This window comes from Sphingomonas asaccharolytica NBRC 15499, from assembly GCF_001598355.1.
GTDB classification, from domain to species: domain Bacteria; phylum Pseudomonadota; class Alphaproteobacteria; order Sphingomonadales; family Sphingomonadaceae; genus Sphingomonas; species Sphingomonas asaccharolytica.
This window is the reverse complement of the sequence record NZ_BCYU01000082.1, coordinates 1-18,788: the sequence shown is the minus strand read 5'-3', so window position 1 is coordinate 18,788 and position 18,788 is coordinate 1. Positions and strand designations below refer to the sequence as shown.

Sequence of the window (18,788 nt, the reverse complement as noted above, 5' to 3'; positions counted from 1 at the left end):
AGTGCCGCAAGCTAATCGCCCGTGGATAGTCCCCACCCCAACCCCTCCCCTGAAGGGGAGGGGCTAGTTGTTCCTATTGCGCTTCCCTCGATTGCTTTGGCTGTCCACCTGAAGGCGTTGCCGCTGGCGTGCACACGCCCTACAGCGCCCTCTATGTCCTTACCCACCGTCGCCATTATCGGCCGTCCCAATGTCGGCAAGTCGACGCTGTTCAACCGGCTCGTCGGCAAGAAACTTGCCTTGGTCGATGACCAGCCCGGCGTCACGCGCGATCGGCGCGAAGGCGACGGAAACCTGCTCGGCCTCGAGTTCCGCGTGATCGACACCGCCGGCTACGAGGATCTCGAAGCCGCGACCTTGCCGGGCCGGATGCGGCAACAGACCGAGGCGGCGGTGGCACAGGCCGACGTCGCGCTGTTCCTGATCGATGCCCGCGCCGGGATCGTGCCGCTCGACGAGGAAATCGCGCGCTGGCTGCGCGGCTCGACCACGCCGGTCATCCTGGTCGCCAACAAGGCGGAAGGGCGCGCGGCGGAGGCCGGTATCATCGAATCGCTCTCGCTCGGTTTCGGCGATCCGGTCCAGGTCTCGGCCGAGCATGGCGAAGGCATGGCCGATCTGTTCGAGGCACTCGTCCCGTTCGTTCCCGAGCCGGAAGAGTTCGAGGAAGAGGAGGACGAAAGTCCCGACGCGCCGCTCAAGCTCGCCATCGTCGGCCGTCCCAATGCCGGCAAGTCGACCTTGATCAATCGCATGCTGGGCGAGGACCGCCTGATCACTGGGCCGGAAGCCGGGATCACCCGCGATTCGATCGCGATCGACTGGACCTGGCACGATCCGAAGAGCGGCCCGCGCGCGGTACGGTTGATCGACACGGCCGGCATGCGCAAGCGCGCCAAAGTGCAGGACAAGCTGGAGAAATTGTCGGTCGCCGATGCCTTGCGCGCGGTCGATTTCGCCGAAGTCGTCGTGCTGCTGCTGGACGCGACCCTGGGCCTGGAGGCGCAGGACCTCAAGATCGCCGACCGCGTGCTGCAGGAAGGGCGCGCCTTGGTCATCGCGCTCAACAAGTGGGACATCGCCGAAAATGCCTCGTCACTGTTCAATGGCGTCAAGAAGGCGCTCGAAGACGGGCTCAGCCAGGTGAAGGGCGTGATCGTCATCACCGTGTCGGGCGCAACCGGCAAGGGCATCGACCAGCTGCTGGGCGCGGCCTTCGAAACGCGCGAGGCCTGGTCGAAGCGCGTCTCCACCGGCGAGCTCAATCGCTGGTTCGAACGGGCGATCGACGCCAACCCTCCGCCGGCGCCTGGCGGCAAGCGGATCAAGATGCGGTATGTCACCCAGATCAAGACGCGCCCCCCCAGCTTCGTCATTTTCGGCACGCGCGTCGATCAACTTCCCGCGAGTTACGAGCGCTATCTGGTCAATTCGATGCGGCGCGATCTTGGCTTCGGCGCAGTCCCCGTTCGGTTGACCTTGCGCGCGCCGAAGAATCCATTTGATCGAGAATGAACATAATTTGTGAAAGCTGCACGGCTCCAAGGCTTTAGAGGCTGACTACTGCCAACTCCGTCAACCGGTCGTTTACCTGCGCCAGCTACAGCGGACGCATCGGGACAACGGGGGCGTGCCGATACGGGTGGAGGACGTGGTGACGATCGACAGCGGGCAAATAGTGGACTGGAGCGCGTTTCAGGCGGCCCGTAGTGAGCTCGGCGCCGGATTCGTCCGCATTCTCGGCTATTTCAAGGAAGATGGCGTCAAGTCGGTCGCCGCGATCGAGGAAGCGATGCGGGCGGGCAATGCCGCCGCGATCGTGCTGCCGGCGCACACGCTGAAGGGCGAGTCGCGTCAGTTCGGCGCGGAGCAGCTCGCCGCCATTGCCGAAGCGATCGAAGTCATCGGGCGCCAGTGCGTGGAAACGCGCGACGCGCCTGACCAGGCGCTCGAACATGTCGTCAAGCTGCGCCCGACCTTCGAAGCGACGCTGGCGATGCTCGAACGCGAGGCCAACCCGCTGGTCGAACGCCGCCCCACCGCCTTCGGCCGCCGCGCGGTCTGACCGTTAGTCAGCTTTCGCTTTCTTCCGCTGATTTCGCATTGAGCTGGATGTAATTCTCCAATCCCATTCGCTCGATCATGTCGAACTGGCGTTCGAGCGTGTCGACATGTTCTTCCTCGCTATCGAGGATGCGGCGGAACAGGTCGCGGCTGACATAGTCGCGTACCTTCTCGCAATGTTCGATCGCATCGCGCAGCAGCGGCAGCGCTTCCATCTCCAGCTCGAGGTCCGACTTCAGCACTTCTTCGACCGTCTCGCCGATGCGTAGCCGCCCGAGCAATTGGAAGTTGGGCAGGCCGTCGAGGAACAGGATGCGCTCCGACAGCCAGTCGGCATGCTTCATCTCGTCGATCGATTCGTGGCGCTCGAACTCGGCCAGCTTCTGCACGCCCCAATGGTCGAGCAGGCGGTAATGCAGCCAATATTGGTTGATCGCGGTCAGTTCGTTCTTGAGCGCGGTATTGAGGAAGTCGATGACCTGCGGATCGCCCTTCATGGTGATGCCCTTCGTTGTTCTTCGAGAACGATCATAGCTCGCCCCGACACCGTAAGACAGTCAGAAAAACGGCGGATTTCCGCGATTTTCAGCAGCTGCGAACGCGAAGGACTCGCATCTAATATCGGCGGGGTCGAGACGGAGCGGGTTTTGCCGCGTGGGTAGGAGCGAGGAGGGAGCGATGCATTATGCATCGTGACCGACGAGCGACGCCCTCCACGCGACAAAATCCGCCCGCCGCTTCGCGGTTGCGTTGCGGAGCCCGCCGGACGTCGTCGTTTGCTTGCGCGTAGCTCAAGCTACGCGACTGCGCTGCGCTCCTCGCCGGCGGGCTCCGCAACGCAATCTCGATCCCCGCCGATATTAGATGCGAGTCCTAAGCAGCAGCGCGTTCGTCATCGATAATGGAACGCGCGAACGGCACGCACTGGCCGCATTTGGGCTGGCGGCCGAGCGAGCGATAGGCCTGGCACGCGGTCATCGATCCGTTGCGCGCGGCTTCGCGCACTTCGCGTTCGCGGATCGCATTGCAGACGCATACCATCATGAGACCGATTATCCCTCGCGCTCGTTGAGATCGAGTTAGCGATAGTGAGATCGATTCGCAATACTATTGCGACACGTTTGCAACTTGTCGCATGCGCCGGAACTCTTGCCAGTGTCCACGCGCGGCGCTGCGCCACAGCCATTCGAACGGACCATAAGCGAATCGGTCGAGCCATGGCTTCGACCAGGCGAGCATCAGCAGCCACATGCCGGCGACGACGATCAGGCACTGCCAGCGCTGCAGATAGCCGTACCAGCCCAGGCCATAGCCATTGAAGATCAACGTGCAGACGATCGAGGTGCCGAGATAATTGGAAAACGCCGTCCTTCCCGTCGCGGCGAAACGGTCCGCCAGCCAGGGCAGGCGCCCCGATTGCACGAACAGGATGACCAGGGCGGCATAGCCCAGGCTGAGCCAGGGCCGCAGCAAGCTCAGCTGGATCGCCTCGGTCGCAATCATCGTCAGCGGCGCCCAATGCGTCGCATCGAGCCAGCTGACCAGTGGGATGTAGCCCGCCCATGCCACCGGCACGGCGGCGGCGATCAGCCAATAAGCGCGCCGCGACCAGGCGCCGGAAAAGAATCCCCAGCGGAACAGCGCCATCCCGATCAGCATCAGCGCCAGCGTGTCGATGAACGCGATGCGGTTGATGATCGTCTGGAAGAAGATCGCGGTCGGCACGCGCACCTTGAGCGCGTCGCCATAGGATCCGCGATAGCCCGCCAGTTCGCGCGCGATCCCGTCGCGCTGCGGATCGGATTGCTGGCGGAACGCCCGCCAATCAGCCGCCAGGTTGGGTTCGGGATTTGGCTGGATCGAGGCCACGCGCGCGCGCTCGAGATGCTGATAGGCGACCAATCCGTCCGTCAGCTTGAACGCCAGCAGCAGCATGCCGATCGTCACCAGCATTCGCGGCCGCACGCGCCAGCCGATGAACGCGATCATGCCGGTCAGCGCGTAGAGCACCAGGATGTCGCCCGCCCAGATCAGATACGCGTGAACCATGCCGAACACTAACAAGGTCGCCATCCGGGCATAATGGACCTTGGCCGGCTGCTGGCCGCTGAGCAGTGCGCGGTCGGCGATCAGCAGGGTCGAGGCGCCGAACATCATCGTGAACAGTCCGCGAAACTTGCCGTCGCCGATCGCATAGGCGATCGCCCATTCCCACCAATTGGCGCCGGTCGATCCGCCGTAGAATGTGGGGTCGATCTCGGCATAGCCGGGCATCGCGAAGTCGATGATGTTGAGCAGCAAGATGCCCATCACCGCGACCCCGCGCACCGCGTCGAGCGTGCGCAGCCGCTGCGGCGCGGCCGCGCCCTCGCTCGCCGGCGGGTCGATCACCGCCGCGCGAACCAGGCGATCGGGATGCCGACCAATACGATATGGCTGAAGAATTGCTCGGCCAGTCCAAGCGGGGTGAACGGATGCCAGCCAAAGCGCAGCGGCAACACGATCAGGCTCATGAACGCCCAAAGGCCGATGCCATAAACCACACCCGCGATCAGCCACCGCGACTTGAGGATCGGCAGGCGGTTGGCGGCGATGACGAAGAACGCCACCATCACCGTCATAATCGCGAAATGCAGCAGCAGCCCGACCAGCGCCACGCCGATCCCGCCCTTGACGGCGCCGTCGCCCAGGATGGCGCTGGCCAACCCCTTGAGCATGTTGATCGGCGCGCGCCCGGCAATCAGCGTGTAGACACACGCCGACAGGATATCGAGCGTGCCCGCGACCAACGTCGCCATCACGATCTTGCGGCCGGTTCCCCCCATCATTCTTCTCCCTCTATCCCCGCACGTCATGGTGCATCATCAGCATCAATTCCGACGAGGCGGCGGCAGAGCGGCTTGCCGCATCGCTCAGCGCGAGCGGGCAAGGAGCGGGGCCGCGCGACCCGTCGCACGGAGGCTATCACCATCTTGCTGTGCTACAACAGCCAAGCGCGATGCGTGGGCGCCCGATCAGGCGCCCAAATCAAGCAATCGTGTCGCCCATCAGAGCAGGGAAAAAGCCTTCATGCGCGGCGCGCAGGTCGGCGATGCTGACGCACCAGTCGCCTTCGTCGAGTTCGAAGATCAGCCGGTCCTTGATCGTCCGTCCGATCGGATCGGCCGGAACGTCGGCGGCGGCGGCATCGGCCAGGAATTCGGCCAAGGCCTGGTCGGGCACGGTGACCAGATAGAGACCCTGATCCTCGCCGAAGAACGATCCCGCCACGCCGAACGGCTGCGCCTCGTTGATCATCGCGCCGATCCCGCTCGCCAGCGCCATTTCGGCCAGCGCCACCGCCATGCCGCCGTCGGAGACGTCATGGCACGCGCTGATCAGCCCGCGTTCGATCGCCGAGCGGATGAAGTCGCCGGTGCGGCGTTCGGCCTTGAGGTCGACCGGGGGCGGGGGACCATCCTCGCGGTCATGGACCTCGCGCAGCCAGATCGACTGGCCGAGATGCCCACCGCGCTCGCCGACCGCCAGGATCGCGTCGCCGGTGTTCTTGAACGCGATCGTCGCGCTCTTGGTGTAATCCTGGAGCAGGCCGACGCCGCCGATCGCCGGGGTGGGGAGGATCGCCGACCCGCTGCCGTCGTCATTCTTGGTTTCGTTATAGAGCGACACGTTGCCGCTCACGATCGGGAAGTCGAGCGCAGTGCAGGCTTCGGCCATGCCTTCGATCGCGCCGACGAACTGGCCCATGATCTCGGGCCGCTGCGGGTTGCCGAAATTCATGCAGTCGGTGGTTGCCAGCGGCTTCGCACCGACTGCGCAGATATTGCGATAAGCCTCGGCAATCGCCTGCTTTCCGCCCTCGAACGGATCGGCCAAACAGTAACGCGGCGTGCAGTCGGTGGTGATCGCCAGACCCTTATTGGTGCCATGGACGCGCACCACCGCGGCGTCGCCACCGGGGCGCTGGATCGTGTCCGCGCCGACCATGTGGTCATATTGCTCCCAGATCCAGCGGCGGCTGGCGATGTCGGGCGACGCCATCAGCTTGAGCAGGTCGCCGGTCAGGTCGCCGCATTCGGGCTCGTCGGCCAGATCCGCCGGCGGCGCGGTACGCACATAGGGGCGGTCATAGGCCGGCGCGTCGTCGGCGAGCGGTCCGAGCGGGATATCGCACACGGTTTCGCCGTTGAATGTCAACACCATGCGGCCGGTATCTGTCACCGTTCCGATGATCGCGAAATCGAGCTGCCACTTGCGAAAGATCGCTTCCGCCTCGGGCTCGCGGCCGGGCTTGAGCACCATGAGCATCCGCTCCTGGCTCTCCGACAGCATCATCTCATACGGCGTCATGCCAGTCTCGCGGCACGGCACCGCATTCATGTCGAGTTCGATCCCGACGCCGCCCTTCGACGCCATCTCGACCGAGGACGAGGTCAGGCCGGCCGCGCCCATATCCTGGATCGCAACGATCGCATCGGACGCCATCAGCTCGAGGCACGCTTCGATCAGCAATTTCTCGGTGAAGGGGTCGCCGACCTGCACGGTCGGGCGCTTCTCCTCCGAATCCTCGGAGAAATCGGCCGACGCCATGGTGGCGCCGTGAATGCCGTCGCGCCCGGTCTTGGACCCGACATAGACGATCGAATTGCCGATCCCCGAGGCTGCCGAATAAAAGATCTTGGCGGTCTCGGCGACGCCCACGGTCATCGCATTGACCAGGATGTTGCCGTCATAAGCGGCGTGAAAATTGACCTCGCCACCCACGGTCGGCACGCCGACACAATTGCCGTACCCGCCGATGCCGTGGACCACGCCTGCGATCAGGTGGCGCATCTTGGGATGGTCGGGGCGGCCGAAGCGCAGCGCGTTGAGGTTGGCGACCGGCCGAGCGCCCATCGTGAACACATCGCGCAGGATGCCACCGACTCCGGTCGCCGCACCCTGATAGGGCTCGATGTACGACGGATGGTTGTGGCTCTCCATCTTGAAGATCGCCGCCTGACCGCCGCCGATGTCGATCACGCCGGCATTCTCACCCGGTCCGCAGATCACCCAAGGCGCCGTGGTCGGCAGCTTTTTCAAATGGATACGCGACGATTTGTACGAACAATGTTCGGACCACATCACCGAAAAGATGCCCAATTCGGTGAGGTTGGGCTCGCGCCCCATGGCGTGCAGGACGCGCTCATATTCCTCGGGCGACAGGCCGTGTTCGGCGACGATTTCGGGCGTGATTCCGGTCATGCCGCACGCCCTTAGCGGCCTCGGTCGCATCCGTCACCCATCCAGACCGTTACGGAACAACCCCTGCGTAACGATCGTTGAGCGGCGGTTCCAAGAACAGGAGAGTAAAATGCGTTTCCCAACCATATTGGCGTGCGTATCGGGGGTCGCGCTCATCACCGCATCGCCCGCATTGGCGCAAGGCAAGAAGGACCGCGCCCAGGAAGCGGTCGCTGCCGCTCAGGCCAAGGTCGATGCCGCCAGCAAGGTCGGCGCTGCCGGTGAAGTGCCGCGGCTGCTCGCCGAGGCGCAAGGCGCATTGCGTACCGCGCAAGAGGATCTGGCGCGCGACAAGAAGACCGACGCGATCGCCGACGCCAACCGCGCATCGACACTTGCGGATCAAGCGCTGGGCGAAGCGCAGCGCGCCAAGCTCAACCGCGCCCGCGACGACAAGCAGGCAGCCGAGGCCGCTGCCGCGGACGCTGCGCGATCGGCGGCTGACGCTAATGCCCGCGCTGCTGCTGCGGAAGCCGACGCCAACGCCGCGCGCAACGCGCCGCCGCCGGCACCGGTGGTCATCGCCGCGCCACCGCCGCCGCCCACGCCGACCAGCACGACGGTGACGACCGAGACGGTCTCGCCGGCTCCCAAGGTCGTCACCAGGACGGCCCCGCGTAAACGGGTAGTGACCAGACGCCATGTCGTCCGCAAGGCGGCGCCGGCCACGGTCAAGACCAAGACCACGGTCACGACCAACTCGAACTGACGATCGCGGGCGCGCGTGGCCAACCGGCCGCGCGCGCCCCGACGTCAGCCTTTTACCCAGCCCACCTTCGGGTCGTCGAGGTCAATGGTCTCGCCGAGTTCGTAAACGGCGCGATAGCCGTAAGCGGCGAGGTTGATATAGGTCTGGATGTTTAGCGACACCGCCGCTGACTTGAGCATCACCGGCGGCCGGTCGTTTGAGAAATTATTATTGCAATAGATCAGTACCGGCCGGTTGCGGTCGGGCAGGACCGCGGCGAGCGCCGGCGCGGTGAAATCGGTCAGCGGCAGGTTGATCGCCCCGGCGATATGTCCTTGCGCGAAGGCATCGGCCGATCGCGCGTCGAGAATGATCGCCTCGGCCGTCGCAGCCATTTGCTTGAAGCGTGCCAGCGTAACACGGCGTTTCGCGCGCTCGGGCGAGACTCGCGCGGCAAGCCGCTGGAATCCCTGGTAATCGATCTGCGGATTGACCGGCGGTGGACCGTCGACGGCCATCAGGAATGCAGCGAGCAACAGCGGCGTCATGGCTTCCCTCCCGGACTATCGCCCGAAGGTGCGCGCGATCGCCTATACTGGGCCTGAACGTCCTGCGATCACAGGATCTCGCGCACGTTTTCGGGTGGCCGACCCAACCGCACGCCCTTGGGCGTCTCGACCAGCGGACGTTCGATCAGGATCGGATCGGCCGCCATCGCGTCGAGGATCGCGTCGTCATCGGCACCTTTCAGCGCCTTGGCGCCGTCCTCGCTCTTGCGCAGTCCCTCGCGCGGGGTCAGCCCGGCTGCGGCGTAGAGCGCCGCCAGCTCGTCGCGCGACGGCGGGTTCTTGAGATATTCGACGACCTCGACCTCGACGCCGGGCGTTGCTTGCAGGATCGCCAAGGTTTCGCGCGATTTCGAACAGCGCGGATTGTGCCAGATCGTCGCCTTCAACTCGTCTTCTCCGTCAGGAAATCGACATCGGTGCGCTCGGGTCCGATCGCGGTCCACACTACCAATACGACCACGGTGATGCCCGCGACGATTGCCATGGCCAGACCGAAATTGCCGCCATGGCTTTGGGCGATCGAGGCCTGGATTGGCAGGTTGCGCGATGCGATCAGATTGCCGAGCTGATAGGCGAATCCTGGAAACATCCCGCGCACCAGGGGTGGCGATAGTTCGTTGAGATGCACTGGCACGATACCCCATGCCCCCTGTACCGCCACCTGGATGAGAAAGGCGCCGAGCCCGAGCATCAACGGAGTCGCGCTGAACGCCCAGAGCGGGATAACGGGCAATGCCAACAGGCTGGCGATGATGATCGCGCGCTTGCGGCCGATTCGCTCAGACCAGATTCCGAATGAAATGCCGCCGACGATCGCGCCGGCATTGCCGACCATCGCGAGCAGTCCGACCATATGGGTGTCGAACTTGTGCTGTTCCTTGAGGAAGGTCGGGTAGATGTCCTGCGTGCCATGGCTGAAGAAATTGAACGCGGTCATCAATACAACGACATAAAGCGCAATCTTCCAGTGCTTCCTCAACTCGCGCAGCGGGTTGGCTGGCCGTTCGTGCCGCCGCTTCTCGAACGCCGGGCTCTCCTCGACATGCATCCGGATCAGGAAGACCAGGATCGCCGGCGCGATCCCGACCATGAACAAGCCGCGCCAGCCAAGCGCGTCGAACAACAGGAAATAGATCAGGCTGGCGAGGAAATAGCCGCTCGGATACCCCGATTGCAGCAGGCCCGACACCGGACCGCGCAGCTTGATCGGGATCGATTCCATCACCAGGCTGGCGCCGATTCCCCATTCGCCGCCCATGCAAAAGCCGAACAGGGTACGGATCACGAACAGGCTCGTCAGCGACCAGGCGAAGGCCGAGGCGAACGAGAAGAGCGAAAACAGCAGGATCACGATCATCATGATCGGCCGCCGTCCCCAGCGGTCGGCCATCCACCCGAACGCGAACGCGCCGAACGGCCGCGCGGCGAGGGTCAGGAAGGTCGCCTCGGATACCGTCTTGATGTCGGTGCCATATTCCTTGGCGATCGCCGACAGCATGAAGACCAGCAGGAAGAAATCGAACGCATCGAGCGTCCAGCCGAGATAGCTCGCCCAGATCGAATGGACCTGGTTGCGTTTCAATCCCTTGAGCTCTGCGACCAACGACATCCGGTTCTCCCCGATTTCGGAAGGGGCTACGACAAACGCCGTGTCCGCGCCACCCACCAGGCGAACATGGCGAGCACGGCATAAGCGAACAGCCCGAGCCAGCCGGTGGAAGCCGGGGCAGGGCCCGCGTCGCTCGGCTGCGGCGTGGTCCAGTTGACCGCCTGGAGCGCCGCCATGGCGGCAGCGAGCGCCCAGGGCGACCATTTACCCATCGCGCCGATCGCCCGCGTCCGGCTGACGAAGAACCACAGACCGCCGAACGCGAAGGCGATCTCCAGCGGCATTTCGATCCAGGGGTGGTTCCAAAGACCGAGACCGAGCTTGGGCGGACTTCCGGTGAGCGTCAGGTCGGGGCGGTGAACCAGCAGATCGATCACCCAGTGCGACACCACCACCGCGCCGCCGATCAGGCCTGCGGTCCAGTTGCCGCGCAGCAGTTTCACCGCGATCGCGAACAGCACGCCCCAGCCGATTGCCCCGGCCAGGCTATGCGTCCAGGGCATGTCGTACAAATCCATGCCGTTCATCACGGTCGCGCCGGGCAACATCCGCATCTTCTCGACGCCCAGGATCAGGAAGCTGAAGAACGCGACGTCGACCAGTTGCGCGGCGACGAACAAGGCACCGAGCCGCGGCGATTTGGGCGATGTCGCAGCGACGAAGGCCGGCGCGTAGTGACCGATGAACATGATGCCCCCTCCTTTTTTAAGCCCTCTCCCGTTCACGGGAGAGGGTTGGGTGAGGGTCTTCTTTCTTCTTTTTCTTGATACGCTTGGAGAAAAAAAGACCCTCACCCTCCCGCTTCGCGGGCCCCTCCCTCTCCCGCAAGCGGGAGAGGGGCTTTCATTCCGTCTTCCCCGCCTTCCAGTCGGCGATCGCCTGCTTGTACTCACCCGACCCTTTCAGCCGGGTCATGTAGCTGATCGGCCGTTTCGATGAGAGCGGGATCAAGTCGAATCCGCTGAGCGAGCCGCGCGCGCCACAATAGGATTGGCAGCCGCCGTCGCCGTCGTCGAGCAGCAAGCTCTTGCCCTTGGTCGTAATGGTCAGATGACAGGTCGGCCCGCCGTCATAGCTCGGCTGCTTCTCGCTGTAGACGAGCTTGCCGCCGACCGCCTTGGCGACTCCTGCGATCGAGCAGCTATGGCCGTTGTAGAAAGCGAGCTCGGCGCGAAAAAAGGCGTGGGCAGCGTCGACCGGAACGATCTCGACGACGTCGTCTGCCCAATATTTCGAGCCGTCGACCATGCCGCTCTGGAAATGCTTCGAATAGCGCCCGGCCATTGAGGAGACCGGGGAGGCGGGGGCGGCTGCGATTGCCGCCAAGCTCAGCAGGATGATCGCTTTCTTCACGCCGCTCTCGCCTCGCGTTCGACGGATCGTCTCAGGCTTCCTGCTTCTCCAGCCACTCTTCGAGCCACTTGATCGTATATTGCCCCTGCAGGAACTCCGGATCCTCGATCAGCGCCTGGTGGAGCGGGATGGTGGTCTTCATCCCCTCGATCACGAATTCTTCCAGCGCGCGGCGCAAGCGGCGGATCGCACCCTGGCGCGTCGTGCCATAGACGATCAGCTTGGCGATCATCGAATCGTAATAAGGCGGCACGCGATAACCGGCATAAAGCCCGCTATCGACCCGGACGTTCATCCCGCCCGGCGCGTGATATTGTTTCACCAGGCCCGGCGACGGCGCGAAGGTGCGCGGATCCTCGGCATTGATCCGGCATTCGATCGCGTGACCGCGGAACTGGACGTCTTCCTGACGCAAGGTCAGGCCATGGCCTTCCGCGACGCGGATCTGCTCGCGGACCAGGTCGAGACCCGTAATCGCCTCGGTCACCGGATGCTCGACCTGAAGACGGGTGTTCATCTCGATGAAGTAGAATTCGCCGTCTTCCCACAGGAATTCGATCGTGCCGGCGCCGCGATAGCCCATATCGGCCATCGCTTTGGCGACGATCCCGCCCATCCGCTCGCGCTCTTCGGGCGTGATGACCGGGGAGGGCGCTTCCTCCAGCACTTTCTGGTGGCGGCGCTGGAGTGAGCAGTCGCGCTCGCCGAGATGGATGGCATTGCCATTGCCGTCGCCGAACACCTGGAATTCGATGTGGCGCGGATTGCCGAGATATTTTTCGAGATAGACCGTGGCGTCGCCGAACGCGGCCTTGGCCTCGCTCCCGGCCTGCTGCATCTGGGTTTCGAGCTCTTCGGGCGAGGTGACGACTTTCATGCCGCGCCCGCCGCCGCCCGACGCAGCCTTGATGATCACCGGATAGCCTGCCGCCTCGGCGATTGTCTTGGCTTCCCCGATGTCGCTGATCGCGCCGTCCGATCCGGGGACGAGCGGCAGGCCGAGCGCGCCGGCGGTGCGCTTCGCCTCGATCTTGTCGCCCATCGTGCGGATATGCTCGGGCTTGGGCCCGACGAAGATGATACCGTGCGCCTCGACGATCTCGGCGAAGCGCGCATTCTCGCTCAGGAAACCATAGCCCGGATGGATCGCGTCGGCATGGCTGATCTCGGCCGCCGAGATGATATTGGGGATGTTGAGGTACGATTCGGTCGCCGAGGGGGGACCGATGCAGATCGCCTCGTCGGCCAGCCGCACATGCATCGCGTCGGAATCTGCGGTCGAATGGACCGCGACCGTCTTGATCCCCATTTCGTGACACGCGCGATGGATACGCAGCGCGATCTCGCCGCGATTGGCGATCAGCAGTTTCTTGATGTCGGGCATTGGCGCGACGCTATTCGACGACGACGAGTGCCTGATCGAATTCGACCGGCTGGCCGTTCTCGATCAGGATCGCCGACACGGTGCCGGCGCTCGGCGCGGTGATCGGGTTCATCACCTTCATCGCCTCGATGATCACCAAAGTATCGCCGGCGGCGACCTTCTGGCCTACCGCGATGAACGGTTTCGCTTCGGGATTTGCCGCCAAATAGACGGTGCCGACCATTGGTGACTTGACTGCATTGGCGGCGCTTGCGGCGGGCGCCGCCTCGGCAATCGCCGCCGGCGCGGCGGCAGCCGGGGCCGACGCCGGCGCGGCATAGCTCACCGGCGCGGCGGTGACCGAATGCACTTCGCGCGCGACACGGATGCGGCGGTCATTATCCTCGACCTCGATCTCGGTCAGGTTGGTTTCGTCGAGCAGAGTCGCGAGCTGGCGGACCAGCTCGACATCGACTCGCATGCCCCCATCATTGTTATTGTCTGCCATTCGACCCTTCTTTCGCCCTGTTGAGGCTGACTCAAAGGCGCGCCCTCTGTCAGAGTCGGGCGGCGGCTTCAAGCGCGAGCATATAGGAAAGTGCACCGAACCCCGAAACGGTTCCGCGTGCCGCACGACCGACAAAGCTCTGGTGACGGAATTCTTCGCGAGCCAGCGGGTTGGACAAATGCACCTCAATCACAGGCACTTTGATGCCCTTGATCGCGTCGTACAGCGCCACGCTGGTATGCGTCAGCGCGCCGGCATTGAGCAGGATCGCTTTCACGTCCGATCCCTGCGCTTCGTGCATCCAGCTGATCAGATGCCCTTCGTGATTCGACTGGCGCATGTCGATCTCGAGATCGAGCTCCCTCGCGCGCGCTTCGAGTCTCTCCGCGATGTCGTCGAGCGTATCGGCCCCGTAGATTTCCGGCTCGCGCGTCCCGAGCAGGTTGAGGTTGGGGCCGTTCAGCACCAGGATCGTTTCGGTCACCCTTGCCCTTTCGGTTGTGGCGCTATCGGTCGCGTCCCTATATCGCGATTTGCCATGAATACCATGCACACCGACGGAACCGTCTCGATCCGCGTCAATGGCGAGCATCGCCGCGTCTTTGCCGGGCTCACGCTCGCCCAACTTGCCGAAGAGCTCGGGCTCCTCGCCGAAAAGGTTGCGGTCGAGCGCAATCTGGAGGTCGTGCCGCGCTCGACGCTCAGCCAGGTGATGGTCGAGGATGGCGACGAGATCGAGATTGTCCACTTCGTCGGCGGCGGCGACCACGCGTCCGCGGTGAAGGAAGATACCTGGACCGTCGCCGGCAAGACGTTCCGCTCGCGGCTGATCGTCGGCACCGGCAAATATAAGGATTTCGCGCAGAACGCCGCGGCCCTCGAGGCGTCAGGGGCGGAGATCGTCACCGTGGCGGTGCGCCGCGTCAATGTCAGCGACCCCAAAGCGCCGATGCTGACCGACTTCATCGACCCGAAAAAGGTTACTTATCTGCCCAACACCGCGGGCTGCTTCACTGCGGACGAAGCAATCCGCACCCTGCGCCTGGCGCGCGAGGCAGGGGGCTGGGACTTGGTCAAGCTCGAAGTGCTGGGCGAAGCGCGCACGCTCTATCCCGACATGGTCGAGACGCTGCGGGCGACCGAGATCCTCGCCAAGGAAGGCTTCAAGCCGATGGTCTATTGCGTCGACGATCCGATCGCGGCGAAGCGGCTGGAGGATGTCGGCGCGGTCGCGATCATGCCGCTGGGCGCGCCGATCGGATCGGGGTTGGGCATCCAGAACCAGGTCACGATCCGCCTGATCGTCGAGGGCGCCAACGTGCCCGTGCTGGTCGATGCCGGCGTCGGCACCGCGTCCGATTCGGCGGTGGCGATGGAGCTTGGCTGCGACGGCGTGCTGATGAACACCGCGATCGCCGAGGCCAAGGACCCGGTGATGATGGCGCGCGCGATGAAACTTGCGGTCGAGAGCGGGCGTTTGGCCTATCTCGCCGGCCGGATGGGTAAGCGCCGCTATGCCGATCCGTCCAGTCCGCTTGCGGGACTTATCTGATTGATCGGTTCTGTCGTCCGAGCGATCCACGGCAATTCTCGGAGTCCGGAAGGATATCTGCTGCTCAAGCGGAACTATGTCTTGCGCGATCAGGAGCGAACGCTGGGATGGGGCTATATTGGCGGCTTGATCGGGGGCGTGATTTTTCTCGGCGCGATGGCTTATTTGGCAGCTAAATTTGGCGTGACCACTTATCGTCGCCCGGGGATCCCTTGGGTAAGGCTATCGCCTGATGCGCGGATCGCATCCATCATCCTTTTCCCTGCCCTGGTGATAGGCCTGCTGTCGGCTCTTCGTCTGATCCTCGTGGGGCAGGCTATTCTCATGCAGCGTCGATCGGATCTCGATTAGAAGGTTCGGTAATGTACTGCCGGGTGAAGGCGGGGTTGTAGCTCTGTCGTTCGTTACAGGAGGTTCCATGCGTCCAATTCTGCCGATCGCTGCACTCGCTTTGCTCGCCGGCTGTCACAAGCCCGCGCCCAAGGTCGACAACGAACAATCGCTGATCAATGAGAGTGCGGCGGTCAAGGACCAGGCGCCGCAGCCGGTGACGTTGACCGCGCCTGATGGCGTGACGGTCTATGGCACCTATTATCCCTCCGGCAATGCGCGCGCGCTGATCCTGCTGTTCCATCAGGCGGGATCGTCGAAGGACGAATATCAGACCATCGCGCCGCAGCTTCAGCGCGCCGGCTTTGCCGCTTTGGCGATCGACCAGCGCGTCGGCGGCGGCCTTTACGGCAACAATCAGACGATGGCCGGCTACAAGGACAAAACTGACTATCTCGGCGCGCTTCCCGATCTCGAGGCAGCGCTGGCCTGGGCCAAGGACAAGGCGCAGGGCAAGCCGATCCTGTTATGGGGCTCGAGCTATTCGGCCAGCCTGGTGTTCCTGGTCGCCGCGTCGAAATCAGCCGAGGGCAGCGTGAAGGGCGTGCTCGCGTTCTCGCCGGGCGAATATTTCGAGGACAAAAAGATGGTCGAGAATGCCGCGGCCAAGGTCACCGTGCCGGTCTTCGTTGCATCGGCCAACACGCTCGTTGAGGAGCAGGAAGCGAAGGCGATCCTGTCGGCCACCAAGAGCACCGATCGGCAGCAATTCATCCCGAAGGCGGGCGTGCACGGATCGTCGACCTTGATCGCTGCCAAGAATCCGGGCGGCGCGGACGATAATTGGCAAGCGGTGCTCGCGTTCCTGAAACGCGTGGCACCCTAGGCCCTAGGAACTCCGAGCCCACCAAACCGTTCTAATCCCGTAATTTCAACGCGCCGGCGTCCGGCCGCCGCGAATGGAGAGGAACGACCCGATGGGTGAACTGACCGACAAGATCAAAGGCAATGTCAACGAGGCGGTGGGCAAGGTGAAGCAGGCGATGGCCGGCGACGCCGACGATCCCAACCGCACGCGCAAGGATGACGAATTGGCGGCAGAAGGCGCCGGCCAGGAGTTGAAAGGCAAGGGCCAACAGCTCGTCGGCAAGGTGAAGGGCGCACTGGGCGACGACATTTAGTCGCTGCCCGGCTTGCAGCGCTCGCCGCGCTCACACGGGGGCCGTGCGGTACCGCGCGGCCCCCTATTCGTGTGTCGCAAGCGGGTTTAGCTAAAGCCCTCTCCCGCTTGCGGGAGAGGGGCTTCGGACTTCCTCGTTCACGCCAAGCCTGCCGCTTCCGCGAGATCCTCCGCCGGCATGCCACGCAGCCGGCCGGCGTCGCGCGACGGTGGCGCACCGAACATGCGGGTATATTCACGGCTGAATTGCGAGGCGCTTTCATAGCCGACTGAATAGGCCGTCCGGCTGGCGTCGTTGGTTGCGACCAGCATCCGCCGTGCGGCATGGAGCCTGAGCGTCTTCTGATATTGTAACGGGCTCATCGCCGTCGCCGCCTTGAAATGGCGATGGAACGACGGAACGCTCATTCCGGCAATCTCGGCCAGTCCTTCGATCCGCATCGCCTGGTCGAAATGCGCCTGGATCCAGTGGATCGCGCGTCGCACCCGCGACAATTGGCTGTCTTCCCGCGCGATCTGGCGCAGCAACCCGCCGTCAGGGCCCCGGAGCAGGCGATAGAGAATTTCGCGCTCGCGGAGTGGCGCCAGCACCGCAATGTCCTGCGGCGCGTCGAACAATGCCAGCAATTGCGCCCAGGCGTCGAGCAGATCGGGCGTGACCGGCGTCACCGCAAAGCCGGCGGTCTGCCCTTCGGGAGAGGGAGGCATGGTCGCAAGCAGATCGGCCAGGATCGCGCGATCGATCGTCAGGCTGGCGGCGATATAGGGCTTGTCGGGCGACGCCTCGATCACGCAGCCGGACACCGCCAGTTCGAGCGAAGCGATGAAATTGCAGGCCGGATCGTAGTGCAGCAGGCGGTCGCCGATCATCACCTGCTTGGCGCCCTGCAGCACCAGACAGATCATCGGTTCGTACACCGTCGGCATCGGCTTGCTCGGCTGATCGACCACACCGATCCCGACCCGCGGGATAGCGGTCTCGCACGCTATGCCTTGCGTGTGGCGCATGACTCGCCCGCTCATCTCGTCGAGTTTGTCCTGCATGATAGCGAAAATGGTCGCGGAGAAGGGAAGCGCAAGCGCGTACGGTCTGAAATCGTGCACCGCTGATAGGATTAGGCAAGCGATCGAGACGATCGGGCGCCGCTACAGCAAGCCCACGCCTAAATGGGTGTCGAGGGCGCGTGGCGATCGCTCCGAGCCCTTTTCCCACCTTCATGGAGAAAGATGATGACGACCCAATTCGGCGAGAAGTCGACTACCGAGGATGTGCTCGCGGGCATCGACCTGACCGGCAAGCGCATCCTGGTCACCGGCGTTTCGGCTGGCCTTGGCGTGGAGACGGCGCGCGCGCTCGTCGCCCACGGTGCGGACGTCGTCGGCGCCGCGCGCAATGTCGCGAAAGCCGAACGCGCGACGACGGAGGTCCGCGCCGCGGCGGATGCGGGCAAGGGCGCCTTCTCGATCGTCGAACTCGACCTTGCCTCGCTCGCCAGCGTTCGCGCCTGCGCCGATGCGCTCAATGCCGATGGCCGCCCGTTCGACGTGATCATCGCCAATGCCGGCGTCATGGTCCCGCCGTTCGGCCACACCGCCGATGGCTTCGAAACCCAATTCGGCACCAACCATCTCGGCCATTTCGTGCTGATCAACCGCATCGCGCCGCTGCTCAAGCACGGCGGACGCCTGGTGAATCTGTCTTCCGCCGGACACCGCTATTCGGACGTCGATCTCGACGACCCCAATTTCGAGCGCACGCCGTACGATCCGTGGATCGGCTATGGTCGGTCGAAGACCGCCAACATCCTGTTCGCGGTCGAATTCGACCGTCGCCACCGCGATCGCGGCGTCCGCGCGACGGCGGTCCATCCCGGCGGCATCCGGACCGAACTCGCTCGTCACATGGACGAAAGCGAGATGGCGGCACTGGTCGCCTCGATCAACGAAACCGCGGCCGAGGCGGGCACCCCGGCCTTCGAGTTCAAGACCATCCCCCAAGGGGCGGCCACCTCGGTCTGGGCCGCCGTCGTCGCCGATCCCGCCGAGGTCGGCGGGAAATATTGCGAGGATTGCCATGTCGCCGAACTGCAGGAAGGCGAAGGCATCCGCGGCGGCATACGCGCCTATGCGCTCGACGCCGAACGCGCCAAGGCGCTCTGGGCGAAGAGCGAGGAAATGGTCGGCGAACGGTTCTGAGTGTTGCAACTGCGGACATTAAAGGCCGCGAATTCGCCTCAGTTCCCTCTCCCGCAAGCGGGAGAGGGAGGGGCCCGCCGCGAAGCGGCGGGA

22 protein-coding genes are annotated in these 18,788 nt (G+C 64.1%); 8 read left to right on the top strand and 14 right to left on the bottom strand.

Going from position 1 to position 18,788, the window contains the following annotated elements; genetic code table 11:
* Positions 1-153 precede the first annotated feature (153 nt).
* The gene (gene der, locus SAS01S_RS18100) at positions 154-1,515 is read left to right on the top strand and encodes a ribosome biogenesis GTPase Der (protein WP_066812209.1); all 1,362 of its coding nucleotides are present in this window, start codon (positions 154-156) and stop codon (positions 1,513-1,515) included.
* A gap of 139 nt (positions 1,516-1,654) precedes the next feature.
* Positions 1,655-2,065, top strand: coding sequence for an Hpt domain-containing protein (locus tag SAS01S_RS18095; RefSeq protein ID WP_245656991.1), 411 nt, complete (start codon positions 1,655-1,657; stop codon positions 2,063-2,065).
* A gap of 7 nt (positions 2,066-2,072) precedes the next feature.
* On the opposite strand, the gene bfr is transcribed toward SAS01S_RS18095, so the two are convergent.
* The 5 genes from bfr to purL form a co-directional block, all read right to left on the bottom strand.
* Entirely contained in the window at positions 2,073-2,561 is a 489-nt protein-coding gene (bfr, locus tag SAS01S_RS18090) for a bacterioferritin (protein WP_066812207.1), read from the bottom strand.
* 376 nt (positions 2,562-2,937) lie between these two features.
* Positions 2,938-3,108 (bottom strand): (2Fe-2S)-binding protein, encoded by a 171-nt coding sequence (locus SAS01S_RS18085; RefSeq protein ID WP_066812205.1) that lies wholly within the window; start codon positions 3,106-3,108, stop codon positions 2,938-2,940.
* Between the two features lie 63 nt (positions 3,109-3,171).
* Complete coding sequence (locus tag SAS01S_RS18080) at positions 3,172-4,455, bottom strand: DUF418 domain-containing protein (protein WP_084239185.1); 1,284 nt, start codon at positions 4,453-4,455, stop codon at positions 3,172-3,174.
* Positions 4,452-4,892 carry a hypothetical protein gene (locus SAS01S_RS18075; RefSeq protein WP_084239183.1) on the bottom strand — a complete coding sequence of 147 codons (441 nt, stop codon included), beginning with the start codon at positions 4,890-4,892 and terminating at the stop codon, positions 4,452-4,454. Before SAS01S_RS18075 ends, SAS01S_RS18080 begins: the two co-directional genes overlap by 4 nt.
* A gap of 199 nt (positions 4,893-5,091) precedes the next feature.
* Entirely contained in the window at positions 5,092-7,308 is a 2,217-nt protein-coding gene (purL, locus tag SAS01S_RS18070) for a phosphoribosylformylglycinamidine synthase subunit PurL (RefSeq protein WP_066812203.1), read from the bottom strand.
* Positions 7,309-7,417: 109 nt separating this feature from the next.
* On the opposite strand from purL, the gene SAS01S_RS18065 reads away from it, so the two are divergent.
* Positions 7,418-8,056, top strand: a complete 639-nt coding sequence (locus SAS01S_RS18065; RefSeq protein WP_066812201.1) for a hypothetical protein — start codon at positions 7,418-7,420, stop codon at positions 8,054-8,056.
* A 44-nt stretch (positions 8,057-8,100) separates the two neighbouring features.
* Here the strand turns inward: SAS01S_RS18065 and SAS01S_RS18060 are convergent, their stop codons facing one another.
* The 8 genes from SAS01S_RS18060 to aroQ form a co-directional block, all read right to left on the bottom strand.
* On the bottom strand, positions 8,101-8,583 hold the full coding sequence (locus tag SAS01S_RS18060; protein ID WP_066812197.1) for a rhodanese-like domain-containing protein: 483 nt from the start codon (positions 8,581-8,583) through the stop codon (positions 8,101-8,103).
* A gap of 68 nt (positions 8,584-8,651) precedes the next feature.
* Complete coding sequence (gene arsC, locus SAS01S_RS18055; protein ID WP_066812195.1) at positions 8,652-8,990, bottom strand: arsenate reductase (glutaredoxin); 339 nt, start codon at positions 8,988-8,990, stop codon at positions 8,652-8,654.
* Positions 8,987-10,213: an MFS transporter gene (locus SAS01S_RS18050; protein WP_066812193.1), complete on the bottom strand. Its 1,227-nt coding sequence runs from the start codon at positions 10,211-10,213 to the stop codon at positions 8,987-8,989. The genes arsC and SAS01S_RS18050 overlap by 4 nt, the downstream gene beginning before the upstream one ends.
* A gap of 26 nt (positions 10,214-10,239) precedes the next feature.
* Positions 10,240-10,902 carry a hypothetical protein gene (locus SAS01S_RS18045; RefSeq protein WP_066812192.1) on the bottom strand — a complete coding sequence of 221 codons (663 nt, stop codon included), beginning with the start codon at positions 10,900-10,902 and terminating at the stop codon, positions 10,240-10,242.
* 154 nt (positions 10,903-11,056) lie between these two features.
* The gene (locus tag SAS01S_RS18040; protein WP_157082897.1) at positions 11,057-11,566 is read right to left on the bottom strand and encodes a hypothetical protein; all 510 of its coding nucleotides are present in this window, start codon (positions 11,564-11,566) and stop codon (positions 11,057-11,059) included.
* A 31-nt stretch (positions 11,567-11,597) separates the two neighbouring features.
* Entirely contained in the window at positions 11,598-12,950 is a 1,353-nt protein-coding gene (gene accC, locus SAS01S_RS18035) for an acetyl-CoA carboxylase biotin carboxylase subunit (protein ID WP_066812190.1), read from the bottom strand.
* A gap of 10 nt (positions 12,951-12,960) precedes the next feature.
* The gene (gene accB / locus SAS01S_RS18030; RefSeq protein WP_066812189.1) at positions 12,961-13,437 is read right to left on the bottom strand and encodes an acetyl-CoA carboxylase biotin carboxyl carrier protein; all 477 of its coding nucleotides are present in this window, start codon (positions 13,435-13,437) and stop codon (positions 12,961-12,963) included.
* 49 nt (positions 13,438-13,486) lie between these two features.
* Complete coding sequence (aroQ, locus tag SAS01S_RS18025; protein ID WP_066812188.1) at positions 13,487-13,921, bottom strand: type II 3-dehydroquinate dehydratase; 435 nt, start codon at positions 13,919-13,921, stop codon at positions 13,487-13,489.
* A gap of 63 nt (positions 13,922-13,984) precedes the next feature.
* Between aroQ and thiS the strand changes: the two genes are divergently transcribed.
* The 4 genes from thiS to SAS01S_RS18005 all read left to right on the top strand — a co-directional run bounded on the left by thiS (position 13,985) and on the right by SAS01S_RS18005 (position 16,500).
* Positions 13,985-14,989: a sulfur carrier protein ThiS gene (gene thiS, locus SAS01S_RS18020; RefSeq protein WP_066812218.1), complete on the top strand. Its 1,005-nt coding sequence runs from the start codon at positions 13,985-13,987 to the stop codon at positions 14,987-14,989.
* Positions 14,990-15,340 carry a hypothetical protein gene (locus SAS01S_RS18015; protein ID WP_066812186.1) on the top strand — a complete coding sequence of 117 codons (351 nt, stop codon included), beginning with the start codon at positions 14,990-14,992 and terminating at the stop codon, positions 15,338-15,340.
* A gap of 67 nt (positions 15,341-15,407) precedes the next feature.
* The gene (locus SAS01S_RS18010) at positions 15,408-16,205 is read left to right on the top strand and encodes an alpha/beta hydrolase (RefSeq protein ID WP_084239181.1); all 798 of its coding nucleotides are present in this window, start codon (positions 15,408-15,410) and stop codon (positions 16,203-16,205) included.
* A 91-nt stretch (positions 16,206-16,296) separates the two neighbouring features.
* Positions 16,297-16,500 (top strand): CsbD family protein, encoded by a 204-nt coding sequence (locus SAS01S_RS18005; RefSeq protein WP_066812215.1) that lies wholly within the window; start codon positions 16,297-16,299, stop codon positions 16,498-16,500.
* 137 nt (positions 16,501-16,637) lie between these two features.
* On the opposite strand, the gene SAS01S_RS18000 is transcribed toward SAS01S_RS18005, so the two are convergent.
* Positions 16,638-17,543, bottom strand: a complete 906-nt coding sequence (locus SAS01S_RS18000) for an AraC family transcriptional regulator (protein WP_066812213.1) — start codon at positions 17,541-17,543, stop codon at positions 16,638-16,640.
* Positions 17,544-17,729: 186 nt separating this feature from the next.
* Here SAS01S_RS18000 and SAS01S_RS17995 point away from each other — a divergent pair, with 186 nt between their 5' ends.
* Positions 17,730-18,695: an SDR family NAD(P)-dependent oxidoreductase gene (locus SAS01S_RS17995; protein WP_066812211.1), complete on the top strand. Its 966-nt coding sequence runs from the start codon at positions 17,730-17,732 to the stop codon at positions 18,693-18,695.
* Positions 18,696-18,788: the final 93 nt, after the last annotated feature.

What these genes read in the sequence shown, in the direction of transcription:
- der (WP_066812209.1), top strand. Translation starts at nt 154, where the DNA reads ATGTCCTTACCCACCGTCGCCATTATCGGCCGTCCCAATGTCGGCAAG.
- bfr (WP_066812207.1), bottom strand. Translation starts at nt 2,561, where the DNA reads ATGAAGGGCGATCCGCAGGTCATCGACTTCCTCAATACCGCGCTCAAG.
- SAS01S_RS18085 (WP_066812205.1), bottom strand. Translation starts at nt 3,108, where the DNA reads ATGATGGTATGCGTCTGCAATGCGATCCGCGAACGCGAAGTGCGCGAA.
- SAS01S_RS18075 (WP_084239183.1), bottom strand. Translation starts at nt 4,892, where the DNA reads ATGATGGGGGGAACCGGCCGCAAGATCGTGATGGCGACGTTGGTCGCG.
- purL (WP_066812203.1), bottom strand. Translation starts at nt 7,308, where the DNA reads ATGACCGGAATCACGCCCGAAATCGTCGCCGAACACGGCCTGTCGCCC.
- SAS01S_RS18065 (WP_066812201.1), top strand. Translation starts at nt 7,418, where the DNA reads ATGCGTTTCCCAACCATATTGGCGTGCGTATCGGGGGTCGCGCTCATC.
- SAS01S_RS18060 (WP_066812197.1), bottom strand. Translation starts at nt 8,583, where the DNA reads ATGACGCCGCTGTTGCTCGCTGCATTCCTGATGGCCGTCGACGGTCCA.
- SAS01S_RS18050 (WP_066812193.1), bottom strand. Translation starts at nt 10,213, where the DNA reads ATGTCGTTGGTCGCAGAGCTCAAGGGATTGAAACGCAACCAGGTCCAT.
- SAS01S_RS18045 (WP_066812192.1), bottom strand. Translation starts at nt 10,902, where the DNA reads ATGTTCATCGGTCACTACGCGCCGGCCTTCGTCGCTGCGACATCGCCC.
- accC (WP_066812190.1), bottom strand. Translation starts at nt 12,950, where the DNA reads ATGCCCGACATCAAGAAACTGCTGATCGCCAATCGCGGCGAGATCGCG.
- accB (WP_066812189.1), bottom strand. Translation starts at nt 13,437, where the DNA reads ATGGCAGACAATAACAATGATGGGGGCATGCGAGTCGATGTCGAGCTG.
- thiS (WP_066812218.1), top strand. Translation starts at nt 13,985, where the DNA reads ATGCACACCGACGGAACCGTCTCGATCCGCGTCAATGGCGAGCATCGC.
- SAS01S_RS18010 (WP_084239181.1), top strand. Translation starts at nt 15,408, where the DNA reads ATGCGTCCAATTCTGCCGATCGCTGCACTCGCTTTGCTCGCCGGCTGT.
- SAS01S_RS18005 (WP_066812215.1), top strand. Translation starts at nt 16,297, where the DNA reads ATGGGTGAACTGACCGACAAGATCAAAGGCAATGTCAACGAGGCGGTG.
- SAS01S_RS18000 (WP_066812213.1), bottom strand. Translation starts at nt 17,543, where the DNA reads ATGCAGGACAAACTCGACGAGATGAGCGGGCGAGTCATGCGCCACACG.
- SAS01S_RS17995 (WP_066812211.1), top strand. Translation starts at nt 17,730, where the DNA reads ATGACGACCCAATTCGGCGAGAAGTCGACTACCGAGGATGTGCTCGCG.